The organism is Pueribacillus sp. YX66 (assembly GCF_041725775.1).
In the GTDB taxonomy this organism is placed as follows: domain Bacteria; phylum Bacillota; class Bacilli; order Bacillales; family UBA6769; genus Pueribacillus.
The window spans coordinates 1-21,705 of record NZ_JBEUEL010000036.1 but is presented as its reverse complement, the minus strand read 5'-3'; the positions used below and the strand labels follow the sequence as shown (position 1 = coordinate 21,705).

Sequence of the window (21,705 nt, the reverse complement as noted above, 5' to 3'; positions counted from 1 at the left end):
ATATTAAAGGTTGTATAGAATCTTGAGTATTGGAGGAATAAAGATGGATCAACCGGATGGATTAAACCGTATAGTGCTTGAACTAGGCCCCTTTACTGTTTATTGGTACGGCGTGATTATCATGACTGGTGCAATTATTGGGTTGTGGCTAGCAAATAAAGAAGCAGAGAGAAGAAAGTTACCAAAGGATACGATTTTAAATTTTGTCATGTGGGCCCTTCCGTTATCTATCATTAGTGCAAGAATATACTATGTCATTTTTCAATGGGATTATTACTCTCAAAATCCTAATGACATCATTAAGATTTGGGAGGGTGGGATTGCCATACATGGCGCATTAATCGGTGGTGCAATAACGTTAATCGTTTATGCAAAAAAAATGAAGCTTTCTTTTTGGATGTTAGCTGATATTATTGCACCAAGTCTTATCTTGGCACAAGCAATTGGAAGATGGGGAAACTTCATGAATCAAGAAGCGCACGGGGGCCCCGTCACACGAGAGTTTCTTGAAAATTTAATGTTACCCGATTTTATTATTAATCAGATGTACATTAATGGGCAATATTTCCATCCGGCTTTTTTATATGAATCGTTGTGGAATCTAACAGGCTTTTTCATTTTAATTTTTCTTAGAAAAGCAAATTTAAAGACAGGCGAATTGTTCCTCGGCTATGTATTATGGTATTCTATCGGCCGTTTCTTTATTGAGAGATTACGCACGGATAGTTTAATGCTGACAGAGACGATTCGAACGGCGCAAGTGATTTCGATTGTTCTTATTTTACTAGCAATAAGTTTAATATGGTTTCGGCGTGTGTCGAATAAGCAAACATATGAAACTGTACCAAAACATATAACAAAACCAAAGAAAAAGAAGAAAAAGAAATCTAAGTGATAACAGCTTTAATTTACCGCTTCCGTTGATAGATTAACTATCTAATTTACTTTTCAAAAGTTTGTAAATAACGATGGTAAAAACCAAAAAAAAACCAATACTTATCTGCCATTCAAATGTTAATTTTAGAACTTGATCTACAGAATACGCCTCAATAAACAATGATGGAATTTTCCCAAAAGTGCTAGCTACGCTAAAAGACAACAGACCCATTTTGCTGAAAGCTGCAGCCAGCGTAACTGCACCTGATGGTACAAAAGGTAAAACTCGTAGAAAAAGCACAAGAAAAACAGCTTCAATTCCTTGTGTTTTTTTTAACCTTTTTAAAAACCTGCTCTTTACTTTTCCTTGAGAGGTTATTTTATTAAGACCTTTACGGTAGATGATAAAACTGACCACAGCACCTGCAGCTTCTCCAATTATAGAAACGAGAAGTCCAGTCTCAAACCCAAAAAAAACTATATTTCCTGCGGTAATCGTGGCGCTCGGTAATACACCTGAGATTGCGATAAGAACATTAAGGCTAATACTGATTATTATTACTAAAATTCGGGATTCAGGTAGCCATTGAAGTAATATACTTTCCAACTTTTGTGTAATCCTTTCAGAAACAACTTTGTCCTATTCACTTTTAAAAAAGAACAGAAATATCTTTTAACTATATATTATACAATAACTAAAACAGGCTGTTACTCATTTATTCATTTTCTATTTGTTGGGATAGAGTCAGTAAATTCTGAATTTCAACGTTAATGAAATTCAAATATAAAAAAGCCTAATTTCTCGGTATTCTTTCTTTTGTATCTAATTTGATAGTCGGCTGTATTTATGCTTCCGAATTTCGGTTGTTTAGGATATTATTATGTCCTATTTGGTTTCTGATGTTGTGTGTGATGCTAGGGGTAGCTATAGGAATAATAATTGGCGTATTAATAAAAAAGTAAAGGGCGATTTCTTTTGTGCTAAAAAATGAAAAAAATGAGAGTTACCCTAAAAAGTCAATTATTCATCGATTTTGGGACAACTCCATTCATTTTTGACTTTTATAAGTTAAAAGTTACTCGTTTCCAAATAATAATCGAATGGTTGATCCTACCTTTACCTTTTCACCTGCTTCAGGAGCTTGATCAACAACCGTACTCCCCTCACCGGCAGCATCTATTTTTAAATCATAATAACTATCAAAAATATCTTTTTTCTCCATTCCAATTAAATCTGGAACAATGATTAACTCTTCATCTAACCAAGTCTTTTCTTTTTCTAGTTGGTTTTTACGTTTTGGCACTTCCATTACACTCAAGCTATCTTCAATAATAGTACCAACAATTGGTGCAGCAACAACCCCACCAAATTGCAAGGTGTTTTTAGGGTTATCTATTGCTACATAAACAACAATTTGCGGATCATCAGCAGGTGCAAAACCAATAAAAGAAACAATATAATTATTTTTTAAATAGCGACCACCTTCAACCTTTTGGGCTGTTCCTGTTTTTCCACCCACACGATAACCGTCTACAAATGCATTTTTCCCTGTTCCTTTAGCTACAACACTTTCTAATGCATATCGAACTTGCTTAGATGTTTCTTCAGAAATCACCCTTTGCTTCATTTGTGGGGATGTTTTACTTACAACTTGTTCTGTTTGCGGATCGATCCATTCCTTTGCAATATAGGGCTTATACAGATAACCACCATTTATAGCTGCTGAAACAGCTGTCACTTGTTGAATCGGAGTGACTGACACACCTTGACCAAAAGATGTCGTAGCAAGCTCTACAGGTCCAACACGTTCCAATGGAAATAGTATGCCTGTTCCTTCTCCTTGTAGATCAATTCCTGTTTTCTTCCCAAATCCAAACTTATGAATGTAGGAAAATAACTTTTCCTTGCCTAGTCGTTGCCCCAGCAATACAAACCCGGGATTACTCGAATTTTCTACCCCTTCTAGAAATGTTTGCTGCCCATGTCCACCTTTTTTCCAAGAACGGATTTTCTGCCCCCCGACCATGATATAACCTGGATCAAAAAAGGTATCTTTCTCTAAGTCCACAACTTTTTCTTCGAGAGCGGAAGTTAAAGTAATAATCTTAAAGGTTGAGCCAGGTTCATATTGACTCCAAATCGGACGATTGCGATTGTAAATTTCCGGAGGATATTCGTTATAATTTAAAGGAGTAAAGTCAGGACGATTAGACATTGCTAATATCTCTCCTGTATTGGGGTTCATCGCAATCGCAAGGCCTCCGTCAGGATTATATTTTGCAACGGCAATATCCAATTCTCTTTCCACAATGGATTGAATTTTGCTATCAATTGTTAATTTTAAGTTCAATCCGTCTTTTGGAGGCTTATATTCATCACTTAAAGATGGGATTTTATTTCCCTTTGCATCAGAATAGAAGGATACTCTCCCTTTTTCCCCACTTAATTGTTCATTATAAAAAAGTTCCAAACCCATTAATCCTTGATTATCTATTCCTGTAAACCCAAGCACATGGGAAAGATTACTTCCAAATGGATAATCTCGCTTATAATCTTCTCCAATGAATACTCCGAGAATATTCAATTTCTTGATTTGTTTAGCCTTCTCATTCGAAATTTTCCTTCCAAGTGGTTGAATTTTAACAATAGATTCGTTTTTCGTAATTTGACCATAGATATCTTCCTTATCACCTTCAAGGATTAAATGTAGTTTTTCAGCAGTTTTGATTGGATCAATGACTTGCCTTGGAATTACGTAAACAGAAGGAGCACTTGTGTTTTGTACTAGGGGGACTCCGTTCCGATCGACTATTTCTCCTCGTTTTCCTTCAAAAGGAATATCACGACTCGATAATTCGAGTGCCCTCCCTGTCAGCCAATCGCCAAGAATAAACTGAATGTATCCTAACCGAAGCCCAATTACAAGCATAATTACCAATCCACAGATAAAAACAAGCAGTAATCGTTTACGAACCGTTACATTTGAAACAAGCAATTGTATCCCCCCAAAAAAGCTAATGATTTTGAATTATAAAATGTTAACTGTTCCGATCATTCCTGCTTCTTTATGTCCGGGAATAGTACAGTAAAATGAGAATCGTCCTTTCTGTAAAGATTTAAAAGTTAGTTCTACTTCCTCTCCAGGCTTAGCATGTATATGCACTACAGATTCTTGCATATCGTGGTGTTTATGTACCTTTTCACTGTTTAAAAGTTCCGCCTTTAACCCCACAATTTCCAAATCATGCTCTACTTCCCCATTATTTAGTAGCTTTATGGTTACAGTTTCTTCAAAATCGATATTAAATGAACTAGGTTGATAAGAATATTCTATTGTGGATATCAAGATTTCCCGGCTCCCTATATTTTTAAGTTGCTCAGCTTGGCTTTCCTGTTTTGTCATGGATCCATTAAAGTCAAATAAGGGTGGTAGTTGGTTAAATAAATAAAAGAAACTTACTACTCCGATGGCCATAAGTGCGGGATTTTGTATAAATTTCAAATATTTACCTTTCACTTTTTTCTCTGTTTCTATACTTAAAATATAAAACATTGTTAATTGGCTGCAGACAAACAGAACAAACATAATTTTTACCATTGCTTCACTTTGTTCGGGAGCAATCATTTCACCCAGCATTGCTCCCATCATCCCCCCCATGACTCCGGACAGAACACCATCTACTACTGCATACGAATTGAAGGGAATACCAGCAATGCCCCCACCTATTGCACCAGCCATCATTCCTAATACCGTAGAGAGAAATAGATCTCCCTTGAAAACGACCCCAAGAATTGTTCCAACCAGCAATCCTATTGTCATCCCCACTGACATAGCTGCCATCATTCCGGCCATATGCGATATCTTTCTCTTTAATGGCATTACAATTAGCATGAATATTAGAAATACCGAACAAACAAGCATAATTATTATGGTAAAACTCATTTGTTTTCTCCCTTCCTCTTATTACTAAATCATATGTTTAAAAAAGGAGCCTAGTCCTTTGTGTAATCCATGGAACTGCTTTGAAATTTTGTTTTTCCATATAAAAACATTAAATAATGATTTGAAATGGTCTGAAAAAGGATTATCTTAAAAAGGCTGATCGAAGTTGTATTGCTCGTTGCATTATTTTGTCGATATAAACGATGGTCAAAAATTTGCTAATTATAGCTCCCAATATGGGATGCAGATAAAAACAAAGGTTACGTAATTACTTAGCTTATTTGAAAGAAAGAAGTTGTTGTAGAAACCCTTAAGGCACAACTTCTCGATTTTTTGGGAATAAAATATATTCTATTAGGGAAATAGAGTAATATGCTTCTTTATCCAATAAGCTTACTCGATGTTTCCTGCATTTTTTCTTGGTGTGTATTTTCTATGATCAAAGGAGGTTTTTTTACATGTTAAAAAAAGAAATAAGGAAGCCAATAGTATTATTTGTAGTCCTTTTCGTAGTACTGGCAGCCTGCGCCAAGGCTAATGATGACAACACGGAAAACACAGAAATTACAGAAAACATGGATGACATGGAGATTGGGGGGGAAGACAAGAACCATGGGAATATGGACATGTCTAGCTCAGGTAAAGTACCCGAAGGTTTAAAAGTAGCGGAAAATCCAACCTATGAAGCCGGAAGTCAGGCAATTATCGAAGCAGATCACATGGCAGGTATGAAGGGCGCTAAAGCAACGATTGTAGGTGCGTATGATACAACCGTTTATACGATTTCCTATACTCCGACAACTGGCGGAGAAAGGGTTGAAAATCATAAATGGATTATTCACGAAGAGTTACAAAGTGTTGGAGAGGCACCATTAGAACCCGGAACAGAGGTTACAGTAAATGCAGATCATATGGAAGGTATGGACGGTGCGACTGCTGAAATCGATTCAGCTGAAAAAACGACTGTATATATGGTTAATTTCACTCCAACTACCTACGGAGAAGAAGTTAGAAATCATAAATGGGTAACAGAAAGTGAATTATCACCTGTTAAATAATATCAAATATTTATCCTTAAGTTAATGTATATTCTTGAACATAGTCTGTCTTTTAATCTTGCATTTAATTGGGATCATACAGTTTTTTGGCATTCGTTTTGCTTTAATTAGCGTAGTGGAGAAATAGTTTTTTCTATAAAAATCAGGAACCCATTGAAGTCCCAACCAATAAACTTGTAACTCATTAGTTTGTAAGATTTATCATTAGATCAGTTTATACCCTACTCCCCAAAGGGTTTTCAAATGGTTATCAATTGGAAAGCCAGCTTTTCGACATTTATCACGAATATTACGAATATGGGAGTCTATTGTTCTTTCTTCTGTTTTCGAATCAAGCCCCCAAATCATTTCAATTAACTGTTTTCGGCTAAATGCTGTTTGTTGATTCTTTAAGAAAAGACCAATCATCTCAAACTCTTTTGGTGTTAAATGGATTTCTCTAGCTTGGTAAGTCAAAACATATTGTTGGCTATGCCATATTAATCCATTAAATTTGATTTGATTGGTCTGTTTAAGATTTCCTCTTCTCACCACAGCTTCGATTCTAGCTACTAATACTTCCTCATCGAATGGCTTAGTGATGTAGTCATCAGCTCCCATTTTCAAGCCTTTAATTATATCCAATTTCTCTCCTTTTGCTGACAGGATAATGATTGGTGTATTGTAATATTTTCGTATTTCACGACAAGTATTCCACCCATCCATTTCTGACATCATACTGTCACTGTCTAGAAGCACCAAATCAACCACTTTATTTTCTAACACGTCCATTGTTTCCCCGGAAAAAGCTTTTATCCACTCATAGCCAGATAGTGACAGGAAGTGTGAAATCTTATTCCCTATTTTTTCTTCATCGTGAACAATCAAAACTTTTTTCAATTTTATTGTCCTTTCCTCACCTTTTACGCCTTCATACCCCGAAAAAAGTTTAAGCAATAATTATTAATCTTTTAATTTTAGATGACCTATATCAAGAAATGAATTTACAAATTAGTATGAGGTTTAATCCACAAGATAATAAATTAAGTGTGACTATGGGTACTCCTATTATTAGGATCCGAATAGAAAAACGCCCCACTTACCAATAACGAAAGAACTGCTTGGCCAGTGGGATGTTCCTATCTGTCTTCCACAAGTGATCGACCACTAAAACTTTGAATAACTCAACTCTTTGTACCTTATTACGCGTACGAATGAAGTCCAGCTATAACCAAATTGACAGCGATGAGATTAAACATAATTATGGCAAAGCCAATGACTGCAAGCCAAGATGACTTTGTGCCATGCCACCCTCGTGATAGGCGTAAATGTAAATAGGCGGCATAAAATAAGAATGTTATCAATGCCCATACTTCTTTCGGATCCCATCCCCAAAACCGTGTCCATGCGATTTGTGCCCAAATCATTGCAAAGATTAGACCACCAAGGGCAAATAAGGGAAATCCAATCGCTACGGCACGAAAGCTTATTTCGTCAACTAACTCAAGATTCACATTTTTAAATACAGGCTGGAGAACGGAAGCGATTCGTTTCCTGAAAACGAGACGCAATAGTAAATAGAGAACGAGGCCTGCGAAAATGGCCCAGATGACTGAGTTTAATTTACTTGCTGCAATAATAGCGGGAACGCTGAATAAAGGTTCAAAATCATTTCCACTAATAATTTCTCCTTGATGAGGCCCTATCAATGCAGGGATGTTATAAATAAGTTTTGCTTCGTTGCCTGTTTTATCAATCCATTTAAACGTTGTTTCATAATCAACTGCCCGAAACGAAAAAATAACAATGACGAATGCCACGACGCTTACAAGCGAATACATAATCACTTCAAGCCAAAACGTTTGCTTTCCTGGTTTAGTTTGATCAACACTGCGTAACAAATAAACAAGTCCCGCAATAAAACTAATGGCAAGCACCCCTTGTGCAACTGCAACAGTTGATACGTGTATAATCAGCCATTCCGATTGGAGTGCGGGAATCAGCGGTTGAATATCACGTGGGAAAACACTTGCATAGGCAATAATCAGTGCGGCAATCGGCATCGCAGCAACCCCAACTATGTTCACTTTATACATGAAATGCAGGATAATGAAGCCGAGCACAACCGCCATGCCAAAATACGTCGTGAACTCAAACAAGTTGCTGTTTGGAATATGCCCGCTTACAATCCAACGCGTAATAAAATACCCGAGTTGAAACAAAAAACCAATAATTGTAACGGTAATTCCAGCTTTCCCCCATTTTTTATTTCTTGCAAGCTGTTTTTCCGTGCTGTACTTTTTATTAGTAATCGATCCAGCAAAGATAAATGTCGAAATCAAATAAAGAATAAAAGCAATTAACAACAAATTACTACTTAACTGTTCCATAATAAACTCCTTCCTTACACTGTACTCTTATTTTTTTCTTCAACTTGATCAATTGGTTTAAGAATGCCAATCCTTTCGGCTAGCATGTCCATTTCTTTTTTCATCCCAAACCATCCCTTGTTCGTATGGCCAGCGATCCAAATTTCATTGTCTTTTTGACTAATCCAAATTCTCCTATGATGCCAGTACATGCCTTGAACAACACCAATCATGAAGATTGCTCCACCAATTGCAACAATCCAAAGTGTGTGGTCTTTTCTAACGACAAGAGCTGTTGAATTCACCGTATCAATTCCACTGAAGCTAAGTTTGTATTCGTTTTCTCCGAGAGGCTCAAGGTTTTGGCGAATAGCTACAAAACTTACTTCCCCTTCAGGTGTTTCTGGTGTAAACATTTTAAATACAAAAGCTGGATTGCGTGGTGTTTTTGATTTCGTCGTTGGTTCGCCTTTTTTATCAAACTCAAAGTCAGGAAAGTAATCCATTAACTCAACTTTATATCCGTTTCCTAAATTGTAACTTTTTTCCGGTTTAAACAGATCAACCGTGAAATTCCCGAAGTTTTCTTCGCTACTTTTCTTCTCAAGATTGAAGCTCATTGTTGTTAATTCATTAAGTCGAAAATCTACTTGATATAGGGCATAGCCATCCATTTTAAGTGGTTTGTTCACCTGGATCGGATAATCTTTCACTTTTTGTAATTTTGGTTCCGCGCCTGGAATGGTTTCTCCCTTACGTTTATAAAGGGTCGCATCTGTTTGGTAATTTTTTACGACGACACCCTGTGACGTACTTTTAATTGCATTTTCAAATTTCTTTTCTTCTTCATTTTCTCCATAAACCTCATAGAAAAATTTGTTGCTTTTCAAATAATATTCACCATTTGTCCCGGGAACTGCCAATTTCTGTCCGTCACGAAGCCAAAGTACTTCATCAACATACATACCAGGAAAAAAACGTAGCATTGCACCGATTAGAAATATAATTAAGCCAGTGTGGTTAACGTACGCACCCCATCTTGAAAAACGGTCTTTTTCAGCAAGCAAGTTCCCATTTTCTTCTTTTACTTTGTAGCGTTTCTTCATAAGCTCGCTTTTCGCTTTCTCAACGACAAAATCTGGATTCTCTGTTTTTGTTACACCGAAAATACGTTGCCTTTTCATAAAACTATCATGTCGAGTGACTCTTTGATTTTTGAGCGAGCGGTATAATGGTACAAATCGGTCCAGGCTTGCAATGATAATTGATGTGCCAAGTGCCGCAAGCAAAAGAATATACCACCAAGCACTGTATAAATTGTGAAAACCTAAAACGTAGTAAAGTTCTCCTAAACCCCCATATTGTTCAGCATAATAAGTCGCAGGTGATTCAGTAGGAGGTATGAACATTTGTTGAGGAAATAACGTTCCCATTGCAGACGCAAAAACAAGTATAATAATAATCCACACGCCGACTTTAACCGAAGAAAAAAAGTTCCAAACTTTATCAATAATTGTTCTATTATAGGTTTGGGATCGCCGTGCAGTCCCTTCGTATCTCATATTTAATACTTCATTTGATTTTTCCTCGCTGCCTAGCGGTTTTCCGCATGACTCACACAATATCGTTCCATAAGGATTTCTATGTCTGCATTCGCACACAACTTCTTGCATTCCTTTCACCTCATAACAGTTATCAAACATAGTATATCTAACAATTTTGAAGAATGTATGAAGTTTAAGGCTATTACCCGTTGTGCTCACTATAACTAGCCATCAATTTGTAAGATAAATGAAAATAAGAGCCTCCTTCAGAAATAGTGTAAGTGCAGAAAACAGTGATGGACAATATAATCACACGATTAAATGATACCTATCAATAACAGACTTCTTTCGTAATCAAGTAAAAAGAGGGCTATTCCCATAGTTGACTAGGTACTCGTTACACGTACTGATAAATCATTAATAGGATCGGTTTTAATCGTCATCTAGTTATTACCCATAAATTCATATCATAAAATAATACTGTCAGATTGCAAATAATTAAATATTCTAAAGGAGCAAAACATGAAAAAAGTCATACTCAGCTACGTCGTGATTATTCTCTTATTTATTAATGGGAATCTAGCTAAAGCTGAACTGAACTGGTCGGATGTTATTTCCGCAGATGCATGGGTTGTAATGGATAGTGACACGGGTGAAATTTTATTAGAAAAAAATAAGAATGAGGCACACTTCCCTGCAAGTATTACGAAGATTGTCACAGCAATAATAGCCATCGAGGAAAGTGAATTGGATGAAGTGGTTACCGTTTCACGACAGGCTGTAGCTACTGAAGGATCAAGTCTTACGTTAAAGGAAGGAGATCAGATTCACTTGAAAGATCTCTTGTACGGCATAATGCTTCATTCAGGCAATGATGGTGCAGTAGCTGTGGCTGAACATATCTCACAAACAGAGAATGAATTTGCTCAAAAAATGACTTCTTTTGCTCGTTCTATTGGAGCAAAAAACACGAATTTTGTGAATGCCAGTGGTCTTCCAAATGACCTACATTACACAACCGCTTATGACATGGCTATAATTACACGTTATGCGATGAAAAATCCAGTTTTTAAAAAGATAGTGGGACATAAAACGTATAAATGGGATAAACATTTATGGAATAGTGAGCTTGAGTCCCATGAAAAAGAGGAAGCAAAAAAATTAGGCCTTCCATGGACGGGTGAACCGCAAATCATCAACCACAATCGTTTACTCACTTCATACGGAGGGGCCACGGGCGTTAAGAATGGATTTACTCACAAAGCCCGATACACAGTAGTTGGGGCAGCCGAACGCAATCAAACTGAATTAATTGCTGTCATATTTCGCTCTGATAACGTTGATACAGCTTTCCAAGATATGAAGAAATTATTGGATGAAGGTTTTTCTTTATCTATGAAAAAAAATCAGAAAGAATCGAATAATGACGTTATTGATGAGGAAAAACAACAGGCTGATTTATTTACGAAACAAATTAACGAAGATAGACCTTTCAAGCAAAGTAGTGAGAATCAGAGTTTTACCCCCAATTTAAAACAGATCCTTTTCTATCTTGTAGTATTAGCAGTTATGTTAATTACAACTGTATCATTTTTGATAAATATGATTTCAAAATAACTCCAACATTGAAAAAAGATTATTGCTTTTCTTGTTTACTAGAGATCAAAAAATGCGGGCAATAACTCCCGCATACTAAATAATCTATTCAGGTTGATTCTTTATTTTTCCTGTATCCGTATAAAACTGAAGAAGTTGGATTTAGAGTCATCTTTACCGAGCACTTTGATAGACCAATCTCATTAAATGGTGAAAATGGATTAAAATAATTGGATTGACGTTTATTCCACCTTTACTTGACCCATCATACCGTTGTCTTCATGTTCAAGAATATGACAGTGGAACATATACACGCCCTTATGCTTAAATTGTATTGCTATTTTTACTGTCTCATCTGGTTGTATGGAAATACTATCTTTCCATCCCCGCTCATTTTCCGGTGGCTCTTGTCCATTTCTTGAAAGGATTTTAAATTGAGCCCCATGAATGTGGAATGGATGAATCATTCCGCCCATTTCGTCCGGTTTATTATAAATTTCCCATACTTCAGTAACCCCTTGTTGTTGTGTAAAATCAATTCTTTCCGGATCAAATTTCTTTCCATTTATCGTTACCTGGTCCATCATGCCAAAGAGTTCAACCTTTTTCGTAACTGGTAAGCTCATCTCTTCCTCTGTAACTGAAAAACTATTCATTTCTCTTGGAATGTTCCTACTCTCTCCGCTTTCATCAGAAACTTCAAATGGCAAAAGAATCGATCCATCTTCATTTATTAACGCCAAATCATTTGATGTTTTAAGCTGTGAAAAATCAACAACTATTTCCGCTCGTTCGGATGGGGTCAGTGTAATTTCTTTCAGTGTCACTGGTTCATTCAAGAAGCCGCCATCCGTTGCAATTTGGACAAAAGAATCTCCGGTATTCAACTTAAAGGTGTAATTCCGTGCATTAGATCCATTTAATAAGCGGAGACGTACTTTCTCTTTATTGACAGTCAACTTGGGATTCAGTGTCCCATTAATCAATAACGTATCGCCGATTGTACCATCATCATTCCTTGCAGCGTCGTAATTCAATTGTTTCTTATCATCAAAAGTTCTATCTTGAAAAATCAAGGGAATATCATTCTTCCCATAATCATTTGGCAATCCAAGACTTTTCGAATTAGCATCCTCAATATAAATCAATCCTGCAAGTCCATTGTATACCTGTTCAGCAGTTTTGCCTTCCGGATGGGGATGGAACCATAACGTTGACGCTTCTTGTTCCACTTTAAATTCAATCACCTTTTCTTCTCCCGGTTTAAGCGTATCATGCGGTCCACCATCCGCATCCCCTGCTACTTCCAGACCGTGCCAATGAAAGGTTGTCTCCTCATCCAGTTCATTTATCGTTCTAATTTTTACTGTATCACCTTTATCAAAACGAAGCATCGGTCCTAAAAATGACCCGTTGTATCCGTAGGTTATCGATTCAGTGCCGTCGAATATTTCAGTTTTCCCTTTTTGTGCTCGAACAGTGTACACGATTCCTTCTTCATTATCGCTTTCGAGCATGGAAGGGATATTCAATTCATTTTCCCCTGTGGAATTGTTTAAACTTACCACTTCATCATGACTCATGTGCTCTTTCATCATGTCATGATTCATAGTTGATTGACCCATTTCCACGTCAGGCTGCGAATTGTTACTACTGCAACCAGTGATAATCAATACACTAACCATTAAAGCGGTAATTTTTAATTTTATCCCCATTCCTTATCTCTCCTTTCAATTATTACGTTACCAGAAAGATGTGGAGAAATTATGGAAAATCATTTAATATTTTATTTTATTTTATGGAACGAGGTATCATAGAAGTTCATATCTTACATCTTCCAAACAATTCCAATTTAAAGCTCATTTTTAATTTTCATAGAAACTGCGCCACCTTTTTTAACTCTTGTAACTGGACATTATAATCAAGGGTTTCTACTTGATTCCCTTTAAAAACTCCACAGCAGTTCTTTGAACTGTTAGTTGGAACTCTACTTTTCCGGATCAGGATTTTGCACTTCTAGTAACAGGGGAATTGGAAAGAAGAAAATACCTAAAAAAACTATACTCCATAGGGTAATCGCAACACTTACTAGTATACCAGTGTATAATCAATGTAATCTCACTTTTTGATAGTACCCTAAAAAGAAGGTGATTTTTTGAAAAATAGCCTAAACGAAAAAATTAAACGTCGCTATAATCGGATCTCAAAAATTTACAGCAAAATGGATGTAATGATAAAAAACAGTGGCGAATTAATTTGCTTAAACAAATTTTAGGTGATGTTCTAGAAGTAGGCATAGGGACAGGTTCTAATTTACCATATTATCCTGAGTACATTCGTTCCCTAACTGGCATAGACTTTAGCCGGAATATGTTAAAGCATGCAAAAGATAAAGCTAATAACAGTCAGTATAAGTTTCCTATTAGACTTGTAGAGGCTGATATTCAAGAATTACCTTTTCAAGACAATACATTTGATTCGATAGTTTCTACATGCGTACTTTGAGATACTTTAGAAAATATAAAAAAAGCTGGTTCAGAAAAATATTCAAGGAAGGATTTAATGGGAACGATTATGCAAGAAATCGTATTAACGCCTTCTAAAGAGGCAAAATAGCAGGATACCTTCGTGGTTCAACCAAGAGCACAATGAAAGGATGAGTAAAATACATAACGAACTTATTCAAACTCATTTAGAAGAATTAGAATGTATGGATGAATGTGACCGTGATGTCCTTATATCGGAGCTCTTAAATAATCAAGCTAAAATTAAATCAAATGAACAATTATATTACGATGAAAACCAAGACAACTCATGGATTGAACATTACTATTGCAATATATCCACCGATAAGTCAGCACCCACCCAGTTATTTCAAGAGTTTCGCGATCTAATTATTACCACTCACAAATATAAGATCCCCTACTATATCAGTAAAGATCAATATCTTTATACATGGGTCGACTTACAGCCTAACGGACATTTAAAAAGTATTTATTCTGGAAAACAAAGAAATCCTTCAAAGGTGATCGAGGAAGACTTTGAAACGATTGAAAAGCTATTTGAAAGTTACCGACAACTCCTTAAAAGCCCGCGCCTTCTAAATAAAGAGATTGAGAAACAGGTAATTAACATTTCACGTCAGCATAAATTTAATACAGAACACGTTGTACCCCAATCCTGGTTTAAAGCAAAAGAACCGATGAAGGGTGATCTACATCACCTATTTGCTTGTGAACATGAGTGTAACACTGTTCGCTCCAATTTTCCTTTTTATGAATTTCACAAAGGAGAGCATTCAATATTATATACTAATCATTGCGGTCTGTTTGATACATGCCGATTTGAACCTAAATACGGAAAAGGAATAGTTGCACGAGCTGTGCTTTACTTTATAATGCGTTACCCGCGAAGAATAAGGAGACAATTTCGAAAAAGCATTAACATTGATTTATTGAAACGTTGGCATATGGAGTTTCCCATTACGGAATATGAAAAACACCGTAATAAAGCAATTTTTGAAATTCAAGGAAACCGAAATCCATTTATTGATTTTCCAGATTTAATACATAAAATAAACATCCTACTAGAATGAATTTATATCGATTATCTATTCAACTGAAATGATTTATAGTTTATGATATTGACTTCTAACGTTGCTTGAGATGCCTTAATACACATCAATATAATTTAAACCAATAAACAGAGCTGCTACAAGAATAAGCAATAAAAACGGGTGTTTAAAAAAGGAAAAAATAGGTTTATTGGATTGTCTTCGGACTATATCATTCACCATATATAAAACAAGCAACAAAATCATGGTAACAATAAGGAGAGTAGCTTTGTTGTTGCCTCAGGTTTCGCATGGACACCATCTCACCAAGCATAGCTCCCATCATCCCTCCCATAAACCCAGAAAGCATTCCATCAATGACAGCTGGCAAACCAATTGGCAATCCAGCTAAAAAACCAACAATTAATCCGATAATGACTGAATACATGGTTGACTCAAAAAATTCCCACCGACATTCCAAGCGACATAGAAATTTACATACCATTCATTATCGTTATCCATTTCGATAATGAGTTACAGTACGATTGCAATTACTTGTACTGCACATAAACTTATAATAAAAACTAGTGCACTTGGCATAATCCCACTCCTACTCCTTTGTCCACTCTTAATTTATTCACAGCCTTCATTGAATATGTATACCCTCTAGGGGTTTGTTAAGACTTTAAGTGTTAAAAACTCTTAGAATGTTTTAGCTCCCTAAGAAAGAGAAAAAACGCATGCCAATTATTCACATGCGTTTACGATCATATCTTTTTCGATAAATCTTGTAGTTCCTTAAGACGCTCTCTATATTCCTCTACATCAATTTCTCCTTTTGCATAACGCTGCCTTAATATATCAACTGCGCTGTCAACATGATTTGGTCTTTCGTTTGGTGATAATCTTCGAATGGCATATATGACTAACCAAATCACCAATCCACAGAACACTAGCATCATAATACCAGCGCCCATCATCATTGGAAAATAGCTTCCCCAATGATGCTCGTTGTTCCACATCGGTTGTCTTCCTCATTTAGTACGGGGATTTCAAAAGCTATAAAACACGTATGATAACTTAATCAACTTTTAGCATCTTCGCATTAATTGCTACAATAACGGTGCTTAGTGACATTAGTATTGCTCCAACTGCCGGACTTAATACAATGCCTAATGGGTAAAGAACACCAGCTGCAAGAGGGATTGCAGCTATATTATAGCCGGCTGCCCACCATAAATTTTGCACCATTTTTCTATATGTAGCCTTTGACAGCTTGATGATATTTAACACGTCCATTGGATTACTTTTAACTAGGACAACGTCTGCTGTTTCAATGGCAACGTCAGTTCCAGCGCCAACTGCAATCCCAAGGTCAGCTTTTGCTAGTGCTGGGGCATCATTAACACCATCCCCAGTCATTGCTACACGAAGACCTTCTTTTGTTTGAATTTCTACTATTTTATCGGACTTGTCATGCGGTAGCACTTCTGCAAAAATTTCATCCATATTTAGCTTTGCTCCTACATAATGAGCAACCTTTTCATTGTCACCTGTAAGCATAATTGATTTAACGTTTATTTCTTTTAGTTTACTAATCGCTTCTTTTGCGGTGTCACGGATAATGTCTGCCAGTGCAATCATGCCACCAATCTTGCCATCCACTAATGTAAAGACAACGGTTTTGCCCTCTGATGACCATTCATTAAATGGTCCTTCATCAAAGGATAAATTTTCAGATCGGACATACCCTGGACTGACAACCATAATTTCTTTTCCATCAACTTGTCCAAAAAGCCCTTTCCCAGTAAGTGATTGAAAGTTCTGTACCGGTTTAATGGCAAGCTTTTTCTCTTCTGCAGACTTCAAAATTCCACGTGCAAGTGGGTGCTCGGAATGAGATTCCACTGCCGCAGCTAAAGCGAGGATTTCATCTTCTGTGTACGAACCTTCAGTTGCAACATTCGTTACACCAAATTCGCCTCGTGTTAACGTACCTGTTTTATCAAAAACAACCGCTTCAATAAATCGTGCACTTTCAAATGCAGCTCGATTTCGAATCAATAAGCCCTTTTTAGCTGCAATTGATGTGGATACAGCAACTACGAGAGGAGCTGCAAGACCAAGGGCATGTGGACATGCAATAATTAAGACCGTTACCATTCTTACAATTGCGAAAGAAATAGGATAACCAAGAGCGATCCAAATCCCGAAGGTAATTAGACCTGCTGCAAGTGCTCCATAAAACAACCACTTTGCTGCCCGATTTGCAAGATCCTGCGCTTTCGATTTAGATTCCTGCGCTTCTTTCACAAGTTTAATCACTTGAGAAAGGTAAGTTTCTTCACCTGTTTTCTCGATAGAGATAACTAAAGAACCTTCTCCATTTACCGAACCACCGATCGCTTCATCACCTGATTTCTTTTCAACAGGAACGGATTCACCCGTTAGCATAGATTCATCAATTGTTGATTTTCCATCGATAATTTCACCATCAACCGGAATTTTTTCCCCAGGTCTTACTAGAACGCGATCACCGTGTTTTAACTCAGTAATATCAACAACAGTTACATTTCCTTCCTCATCAATAACACTTGCTTCTGATGGCATTAATTTTGCGAGTTCTTCCAAGGCTTTTGAAGCACCCATAACAGAACGCATTTCAATCCAATGACCAAGTAGCATAATCACAATTAAAGTTGCTAATTCCCAAAAGAAATCTTCCCCAGCAAAACCGAAGACGGCAGCCGAGCTATAAACATAAGCCACAACAATTGCTAATGAAATAAGCGTCATCATTCCTGGGGTTTTGTCTTTTAGTTCGTCTCTCGCTCCAGTAAGAAACGGCCAGCCTCCATGGAAAAAGACAATCGATGACAAGCCAAATAATATGTACATATCACCAGTGAAGCGCCAGTCCACTCCAAGGAACATTTGAATCATCGGTGATAAAATCAAAATAGGTATGGCTAAAATTAATGATATGTAGAAACGCTTTTTGAAGTCCTCTACCATATGGGCATGGTGGTCATGATGACCAGAATGGCCACCATGACCATGAGCTTGATGATGGTCGTGATTCGCATGGTTGTGTGGAGATTCATGATGTGTAGAATGATGGTGTTCGTGGTTATTCATCTTTCTATCTCCTTTGTCTTATTTCGTTAGAGTAACTTTTTGAAGTCGTAATGCATTTAAAACTACTGATACAGAACTGAACGCCATGGCTGCACCTGCTACCCAAGGTGCTAATAAGCCAAGTGCGGCAATCGGAATCCCGACAGTATTGTAAAAAAATGCAAAGAATAAGTTCTGTTTAATATTTCGCATTGTTTTTCGACTCATTACGATTGCGTCTGCAACACTGTTCAAGTCCCCGCGCATAAGCGTAATATCAGCAGCTTCAATCGCAATATCCGTTCCTGTTCCTACTGCCATGCCGATATCAGCTGTAGCGAGTGCAGGGGCATCATTAATACCATCACCAACCATCGCTACCTTTTTCCCTTGTTCCTGAAGTTTTTTGACTTTCTCACTCTTTTGTTTAGGTAACACTTCCGCAATTACTTTTGTTAAACCAACCTGTCTTGCGACAGCTTCGGCAGTACGCTTATTATCACCTGTAAGCATAATAACTTCAAGACCAAGACTTTGCATTCTAGCAATCGCCTCTTTAGACGTTTCTTTTACTGTATCAGCCACTGCCACAATCCCTGCATATTTTCCGTTTACTGCAATCAACATTGCTGTTTTTCCTTCATTCTCAAGTGCATTCATAATCATTTCTACTTCTTCAATTTGCACATCGTTTTCAACCATGAGTCTTCTTGTACCAACCAATACTTCTTTGTCACTCACAAAAGCCCGAATTCCGTAGCCCGGTATTGCTTGAAATTCATTTACTTCTAATAGTGCTATACCCTTATCTTTAACACCTTTAACAATTGCTTGCGCTAACGGGTGTTCAGATTGATTTTCTGCCGAAGCAACTAGTTGGAGAATTTCCACTTCCGACATGCCTTCTGCAATCGAAACATCCGTCAAGGCTGGCTCACCTTTAGTTACCGTTCCCGTTTTATCCAAAATAATCGTGTCAACTGATTGCGTATTTTCTAAATGTTCCCCGCCTTTAAATAGAAGACCCATTTCAGCAGCACGGCCAGAACCTGCCATTATCGATGTCGGCGTTGCCAAACCGAGTGCACATGGACAAGCGATAACCAAGATTGAAATCATTGGAATAAGCGCTGAACGGAAATCCCCAGGTGTTACAATAAAATACCATATTAGTAAAGTACAAATTGCAATCGCCACAACAACCGGTACAAAGATGCCAGATATCTTGTCGGCCAAACGCTGAATATCTGCTTTCGATCCTTGCGCTTCTTCGACAACTTTTACAATTTGCGCAAGTGCCGAATCTTTCCCCACTTTTGTTGCTTTAATTTTCAATACACCGTTTTTATTAATGGTCGCCCCAATAACAGCATCCCCGATCACTTTATCAACTGGAATGCTTTCGCCTGTCAGCATAGACTCGTCAATCGCTGAATGGCCGTCTATAATTTCACCGTCTACCGGTATTTTTTCACCGGGACGTACGATAATCGTATCCCCAGTTACAACTTCCTCGATTGGCACCTCTGTTTCAATGTCATTTTTTATAATACGAGCTGTTTTTGCTTGCAACCCGAGGAGTTTTTGAATCGCTCGACTTGTTTTTCCTTTTGCACGGACTTCAAATAACTTCCCGAGAACAATGAGCGTAATAATAACCGCAGACGCCTCAAAGTAAAGTTCCGGCATTCCAATGCTACCAGCTTTAACCCATTCCAAGCCGAGATAAATGCTGTAAAAATACGCAGCACTCGTTCCAAGTGCCACAAGCACATCCATATTTGCGCTTTTATTTTTCAACGATAAATAAGCACCTTTATAAAATTGCCCACCTACATAAAATTGAATCGGCGTTGCTAATATGAGTTGTACCCACGGGTTCATCAATATGTCCGGCAAGTAGATGAACGACATGAAATTAAAGTGGGCAACCATTGTCCACAACAAAGGTAATGTCAAAATAAGCGAAAATATAAACTTTCTCGTTTGTTTTATGATCTCCTGCTGTTTATGATCAAGTTTTTCATTATGCTCTTGCTTAGGAATTAATGTGTACCCGAGCCTATCAATAGCTTCAATCATATTAACAGGAGTCACTTGATGCTCATCATATTCAACTAACATCGTCTCTAACGCAAAATTGACCGTTGCATTTGAGACGCCATCCAATTTATTTATTCTTTGTTCAATTTTCGCCGCACAAGCGGCACAGGTCATACCTGAAATGTCGAATTCAGATTTTTGCTCAATAATGCTATACCCCAAGTTTCCGATCTTTTCCTTTAGCAAATCGACGCTCGTTTTTTCTGGATCATAAATAACGGTTGACCGTTCAAGGGCGAAATTTACATTTGCCTCTTCAACACCGTCTAGTTTTGAAAGGCCTTTTTCAATCCGATTGGCACAGGCTGCGCAAGTCATTCCGGTAATTTGTAGTGTCTTTTCTTCAATCGCCATGTTGTTTCCCTCCATACTTGTAGGGGGTATGATTTTTGTTAAAAAGAAAGATCATACGTTAATGCATGATCTTTTCGCTGCTTACTAATGTATTTAAGCATGTATTGTTTAATTCGTAGCTAATTTATGCAATGTCATAACCTTGTTCTTCGATGGTTTCTTTAATCTTTTCTAACGTCGTCTGTTTGTTGTCAAACTCAACAGAGACTTCACCAGCTTGAAGATTAACCTTTACAGACGAAACACCTGCAAGCTTTCCTACACTTCCCTCAACTGAGTTAACACAATGATTGCAAGACATTCCTTGTACTTTTATCGTTTCTTTCATGTATATAACCTCCAATGTTATTGTTTTCAATATTAATTTACTATACCCATGTAATGTATGTCAATGGATAAAATAAAAACACCCAATGTTGGGCAATTGTTACTTCATCATCGTTTTCATAACATCCATTAATTCTTTTATCGCTTCTTCTCCATTATTTGCTTTAATCGCATTTGAAACACAATGGTGTGTATGATCTTCAAGTAATGCAAGAGAGACTTTGTTGATCGCTGATTGAATAGCGCTAATCTGATGTAAAATGTCTACACAATAGCGGTCATTTTCCACCATTTTATGAATCCCCCGCACTTGTCCTTCAATTCGTTTTAAACGGTTAAGCAGTTGTTGTTTATGTGGCTGAACTGTAATTTTCACTTCTTTTGACATGCCATTTCACCCCTATTTTATACTCATACCCTGTAATTTTATATTAACAACAGATTTTAAAATGTCAATGTTGTATGCCTATAACAATCTTTAAAATTTATTCAGTGTTAAATAAGGTGTCCTAAAATAAATGACTAAGAATCTTATTAGATGATGGCAAAGATTCCCTTTCTGATTCTTGTTCAGACTGATCTAAGTATGTAAAGTATTCCGCATACTAAAAGGAAAAATATATAAATTTCCAATTCACTTTGTGACTCTCCGATAACTGTGTATATCCTTGCTGAATACCATTCTTCGACTGAACTTTTAAGCACTTTTTTAACAATGTCAACACATTAAAGGAAGGATAACCCTTTTCAAAAGGGCATCCTTCTTTACCTCATGTTTAGTTTTTCATTCAGATCCTTATCGATGCTTTATAATGGACCCAAGATTTTAGACAGCAAGAAAGGATATGTTAAGGTAGGTTTATGAAACAAAAAAGGAAACGATAT

The 21,705-nt window shown here is 37.0% G+C and carries 19 protein-coding genes; 6 read left to right on the top strand and 13 right to left on the bottom strand.

What is annotated here, in order from left to right; translation table 11 throughout:
- Positions 1 to 43 precede the first annotated feature (43 nt).
- On the top strand, positions 44 to 895 hold the full coding sequence (gene lgt / locus ABU914_RS13175) for a prolipoprotein diacylglyceryl transferase (protein ID WP_379670174.1): 852 nt from the start codon (positions 44 to 46) through the stop codon (positions 893 to 895).
- 33 nt (positions 896 to 928) lie between these two features.
- Here the strand turns inward: lgt and ABU914_RS13170 are convergent, their stop codons facing one another.
- The 3 genes from ABU914_RS13170 to ABU914_RS13160 form a co-directional block, all read right to left on the bottom strand.
- On the bottom strand, positions 929 to 1,483 hold the full coding sequence (locus ABU914_RS13170; protein WP_379670173.1) for a TVP38/TMEM64 family protein: 555 nt from the start codon (positions 1,481 to 1,483) through the stop codon (positions 929 to 931).
- A 469-nt stretch (positions 1,484 to 1,952) separates the two neighbouring features.
- Complete coding sequence (locus ABU914_RS13165; RefSeq protein WP_379670172.1) at positions 1,953 to 3,872, bottom strand: stage V sporulation protein D; 1,920 nt, start codon at positions 3,870 to 3,872, stop codon at positions 1,953 to 1,955.
- A gap of 33 nt (positions 3,873 to 3,905) precedes the next feature.
- The gene (locus ABU914_RS13160; RefSeq protein WP_379670171.1) at positions 3,906 to 4,820 is read right to left on the bottom strand and encodes a plastocyanin/azurin family copper-binding protein; all 915 of its coding nucleotides are present in this window, start codon (positions 4,818 to 4,820) and stop codon (positions 3,906 to 3,908) included.
- A 458-nt stretch (positions 4,821 to 5,278) separates the two neighbouring features.
- Between ABU914_RS13160 and ABU914_RS13155 the strand changes: the two genes are divergently transcribed.
- Positions 5,279 to 5,878: a YdhK family protein gene (locus tag ABU914_RS13155; RefSeq protein ID WP_379670170.1), complete on the top strand. Its 600-nt coding sequence runs from the start codon at positions 5,279 to 5,281 to the stop codon at positions 5,876 to 5,878.
- Between the two features lie 204 nt (positions 5,879 to 6,082).
- On the opposite strand, the gene ABU914_RS13150 is transcribed toward ABU914_RS13155, so the two are convergent.
- A complete protein-coding gene (locus ABU914_RS13150) occupies positions 6,083 to 6,757 on the bottom strand; it encodes a response regulator transcription factor (protein WP_379670169.1) in 675 nt (224 codons plus the stop codon).
- A gap of 98 nt (positions 6,758 to 6,855) precedes the next feature.
- Here ABU914_RS13150 and ABU914_RS13145 point away from each other — a divergent pair, with 98 nt between their 5' ends.
- Positions 6,856 to 6,966, top strand: a complete 111-nt coding sequence (locus ABU914_RS13145) for a YwmB family TATA-box binding protein (protein WP_379670168.1) — start codon at positions 6,856 to 6,858, stop codon at positions 6,964 to 6,966.
- A 93-nt stretch (positions 6,967 to 7,059) separates the two neighbouring features.
- On the opposite strand, the gene ccsB is transcribed toward ABU914_RS13145, so the two are convergent.
- Entirely contained in the window at positions 7,060 to 8,247 is a 1,188-nt protein-coding gene (ccsB, locus tag ABU914_RS13140) for a c-type cytochrome biogenesis protein CcsB (protein ID WP_379670167.1), read from the bottom strand.
- A 14-nt stretch (positions 8,248 to 8,261) separates the two neighbouring features.
- The gene (gene resB, locus ABU914_RS13135; protein WP_379670166.1) at positions 8,262 to 9,899 is read right to left on the bottom strand and encodes a cytochrome c biogenesis protein ResB; all 1,638 of its coding nucleotides are present in this window, start codon (positions 9,897 to 9,899) and stop codon (positions 8,262 to 8,264) included.
- A gap of 393 nt (positions 9,900 to 10,292) precedes the next feature.
- Between resB and ABU914_RS13130 the strand changes: the two genes are divergently transcribed.
- Positions 10,293 to 11,387: a D-alanyl-D-alanine carboxypeptidase family protein gene (locus ABU914_RS13130; protein WP_379670165.1), complete on the top strand. Its 1,095-nt coding sequence runs from the start codon at positions 10,293 to 10,295 to the stop codon at positions 11,385 to 11,387.
- Positions 11,388 to 11,608: 221 nt separating this feature from the next.
- On the opposite strand, the gene ABU914_RS13125 is transcribed toward ABU914_RS13130, so the two are convergent.
- Positions 11,609 to 13,075 carry a multicopper oxidase family protein gene (locus tag ABU914_RS13125; RefSeq protein WP_483880156.1) on the bottom strand — a complete coding sequence of 489 codons (1,467 nt, stop codon included), beginning with the start codon at positions 13,073 to 13,075 and terminating at the stop codon, positions 11,609 to 11,611.
- 547 nt (positions 13,076 to 13,622) lie between these two features.
- On the opposite strand from ABU914_RS13125, the gene ABU914_RS13120 reads away from it, so the two are divergent.
- Together ABU914_RS13120 and ABU914_RS13115 are read left to right on the top strand one after the other, a co-directional pair.
- Positions 13,623 to 13,871: a class I SAM-dependent methyltransferase gene (locus tag ABU914_RS13120; protein WP_379670163.1), complete on the top strand. Its 249-nt coding sequence runs from the start codon at positions 13,623 to 13,625 to the stop codon at positions 13,869 to 13,871.
- A 151-nt stretch (positions 13,872 to 14,022) separates the two neighbouring features.
- Positions 14,023 to 14,961, top strand: coding sequence for an endonuclease I family protein (locus ABU914_RS13115; protein ID WP_379670162.1), 939 nt, complete (start codon positions 14,023 to 14,025; stop codon positions 14,959 to 14,961).
- 190 nt (positions 14,962 to 15,151) lie between these two features.
- Here ABU914_RS13115 and ABU914_RS13110 read toward each other — a convergent pair whose 3' ends face one another.
- From ABU914_RS13110 to ABU914_RS13085, 6 genes are all read right to left on the bottom strand, one after another.
- A complete protein-coding gene (locus tag ABU914_RS13110) occupies positions 15,152 to 15,367 on the bottom strand; it encodes a hypothetical protein (protein ID WP_379670161.1) in 216 nt (71 codons plus the stop codon).
- Between the two features lie 319 nt (positions 15,368 to 15,686).
- Complete coding sequence (locus ABU914_RS13105; RefSeq protein ID WP_379670160.1) at positions 15,687 to 15,941, bottom strand: SHOCT domain-containing protein; 255 nt, start codon at positions 15,939 to 15,941, stop codon at positions 15,687 to 15,689.
- A gap of 58 nt (positions 15,942 to 15,999) precedes the next feature.
- A complete protein-coding gene (locus ABU914_RS13100) occupies positions 16,000 to 18,057 on the bottom strand; it encodes a copper-translocating P-type ATPase (RefSeq protein ID WP_379670159.1) in 2,058 nt (685 codons plus the stop codon).
- A gap of 18 nt (positions 18,058 to 18,075) precedes the next feature.
- Complete coding sequence (locus ABU914_RS13095; RefSeq protein ID WP_379670158.1) at positions 18,076 to 20,493, bottom strand: heavy metal translocating P-type ATPase; 2,418 nt, start codon at positions 20,491 to 20,493, stop codon at positions 18,076 to 18,078.
- A 124-nt stretch (positions 20,494 to 20,617) separates the two neighbouring features.
- Entirely contained in the window at positions 20,618 to 20,821 is a 204-nt protein-coding gene (gene copZ, locus ABU914_RS13090; protein WP_379670157.1) for a copper chaperone CopZ, read from the bottom strand.
- A 99-nt stretch (positions 20,822 to 20,920) separates the two neighbouring features.
- Positions 20,921 to 21,208, bottom strand: coding sequence for a metal-sensitive transcriptional regulator (locus ABU914_RS13085; RefSeq protein ID WP_379670156.1), 288 nt, complete (start codon positions 21,206 to 21,208; stop codon positions 20,921 to 20,923).
- Positions 21,209 to 21,705: the final 497 nt, after the last annotated feature.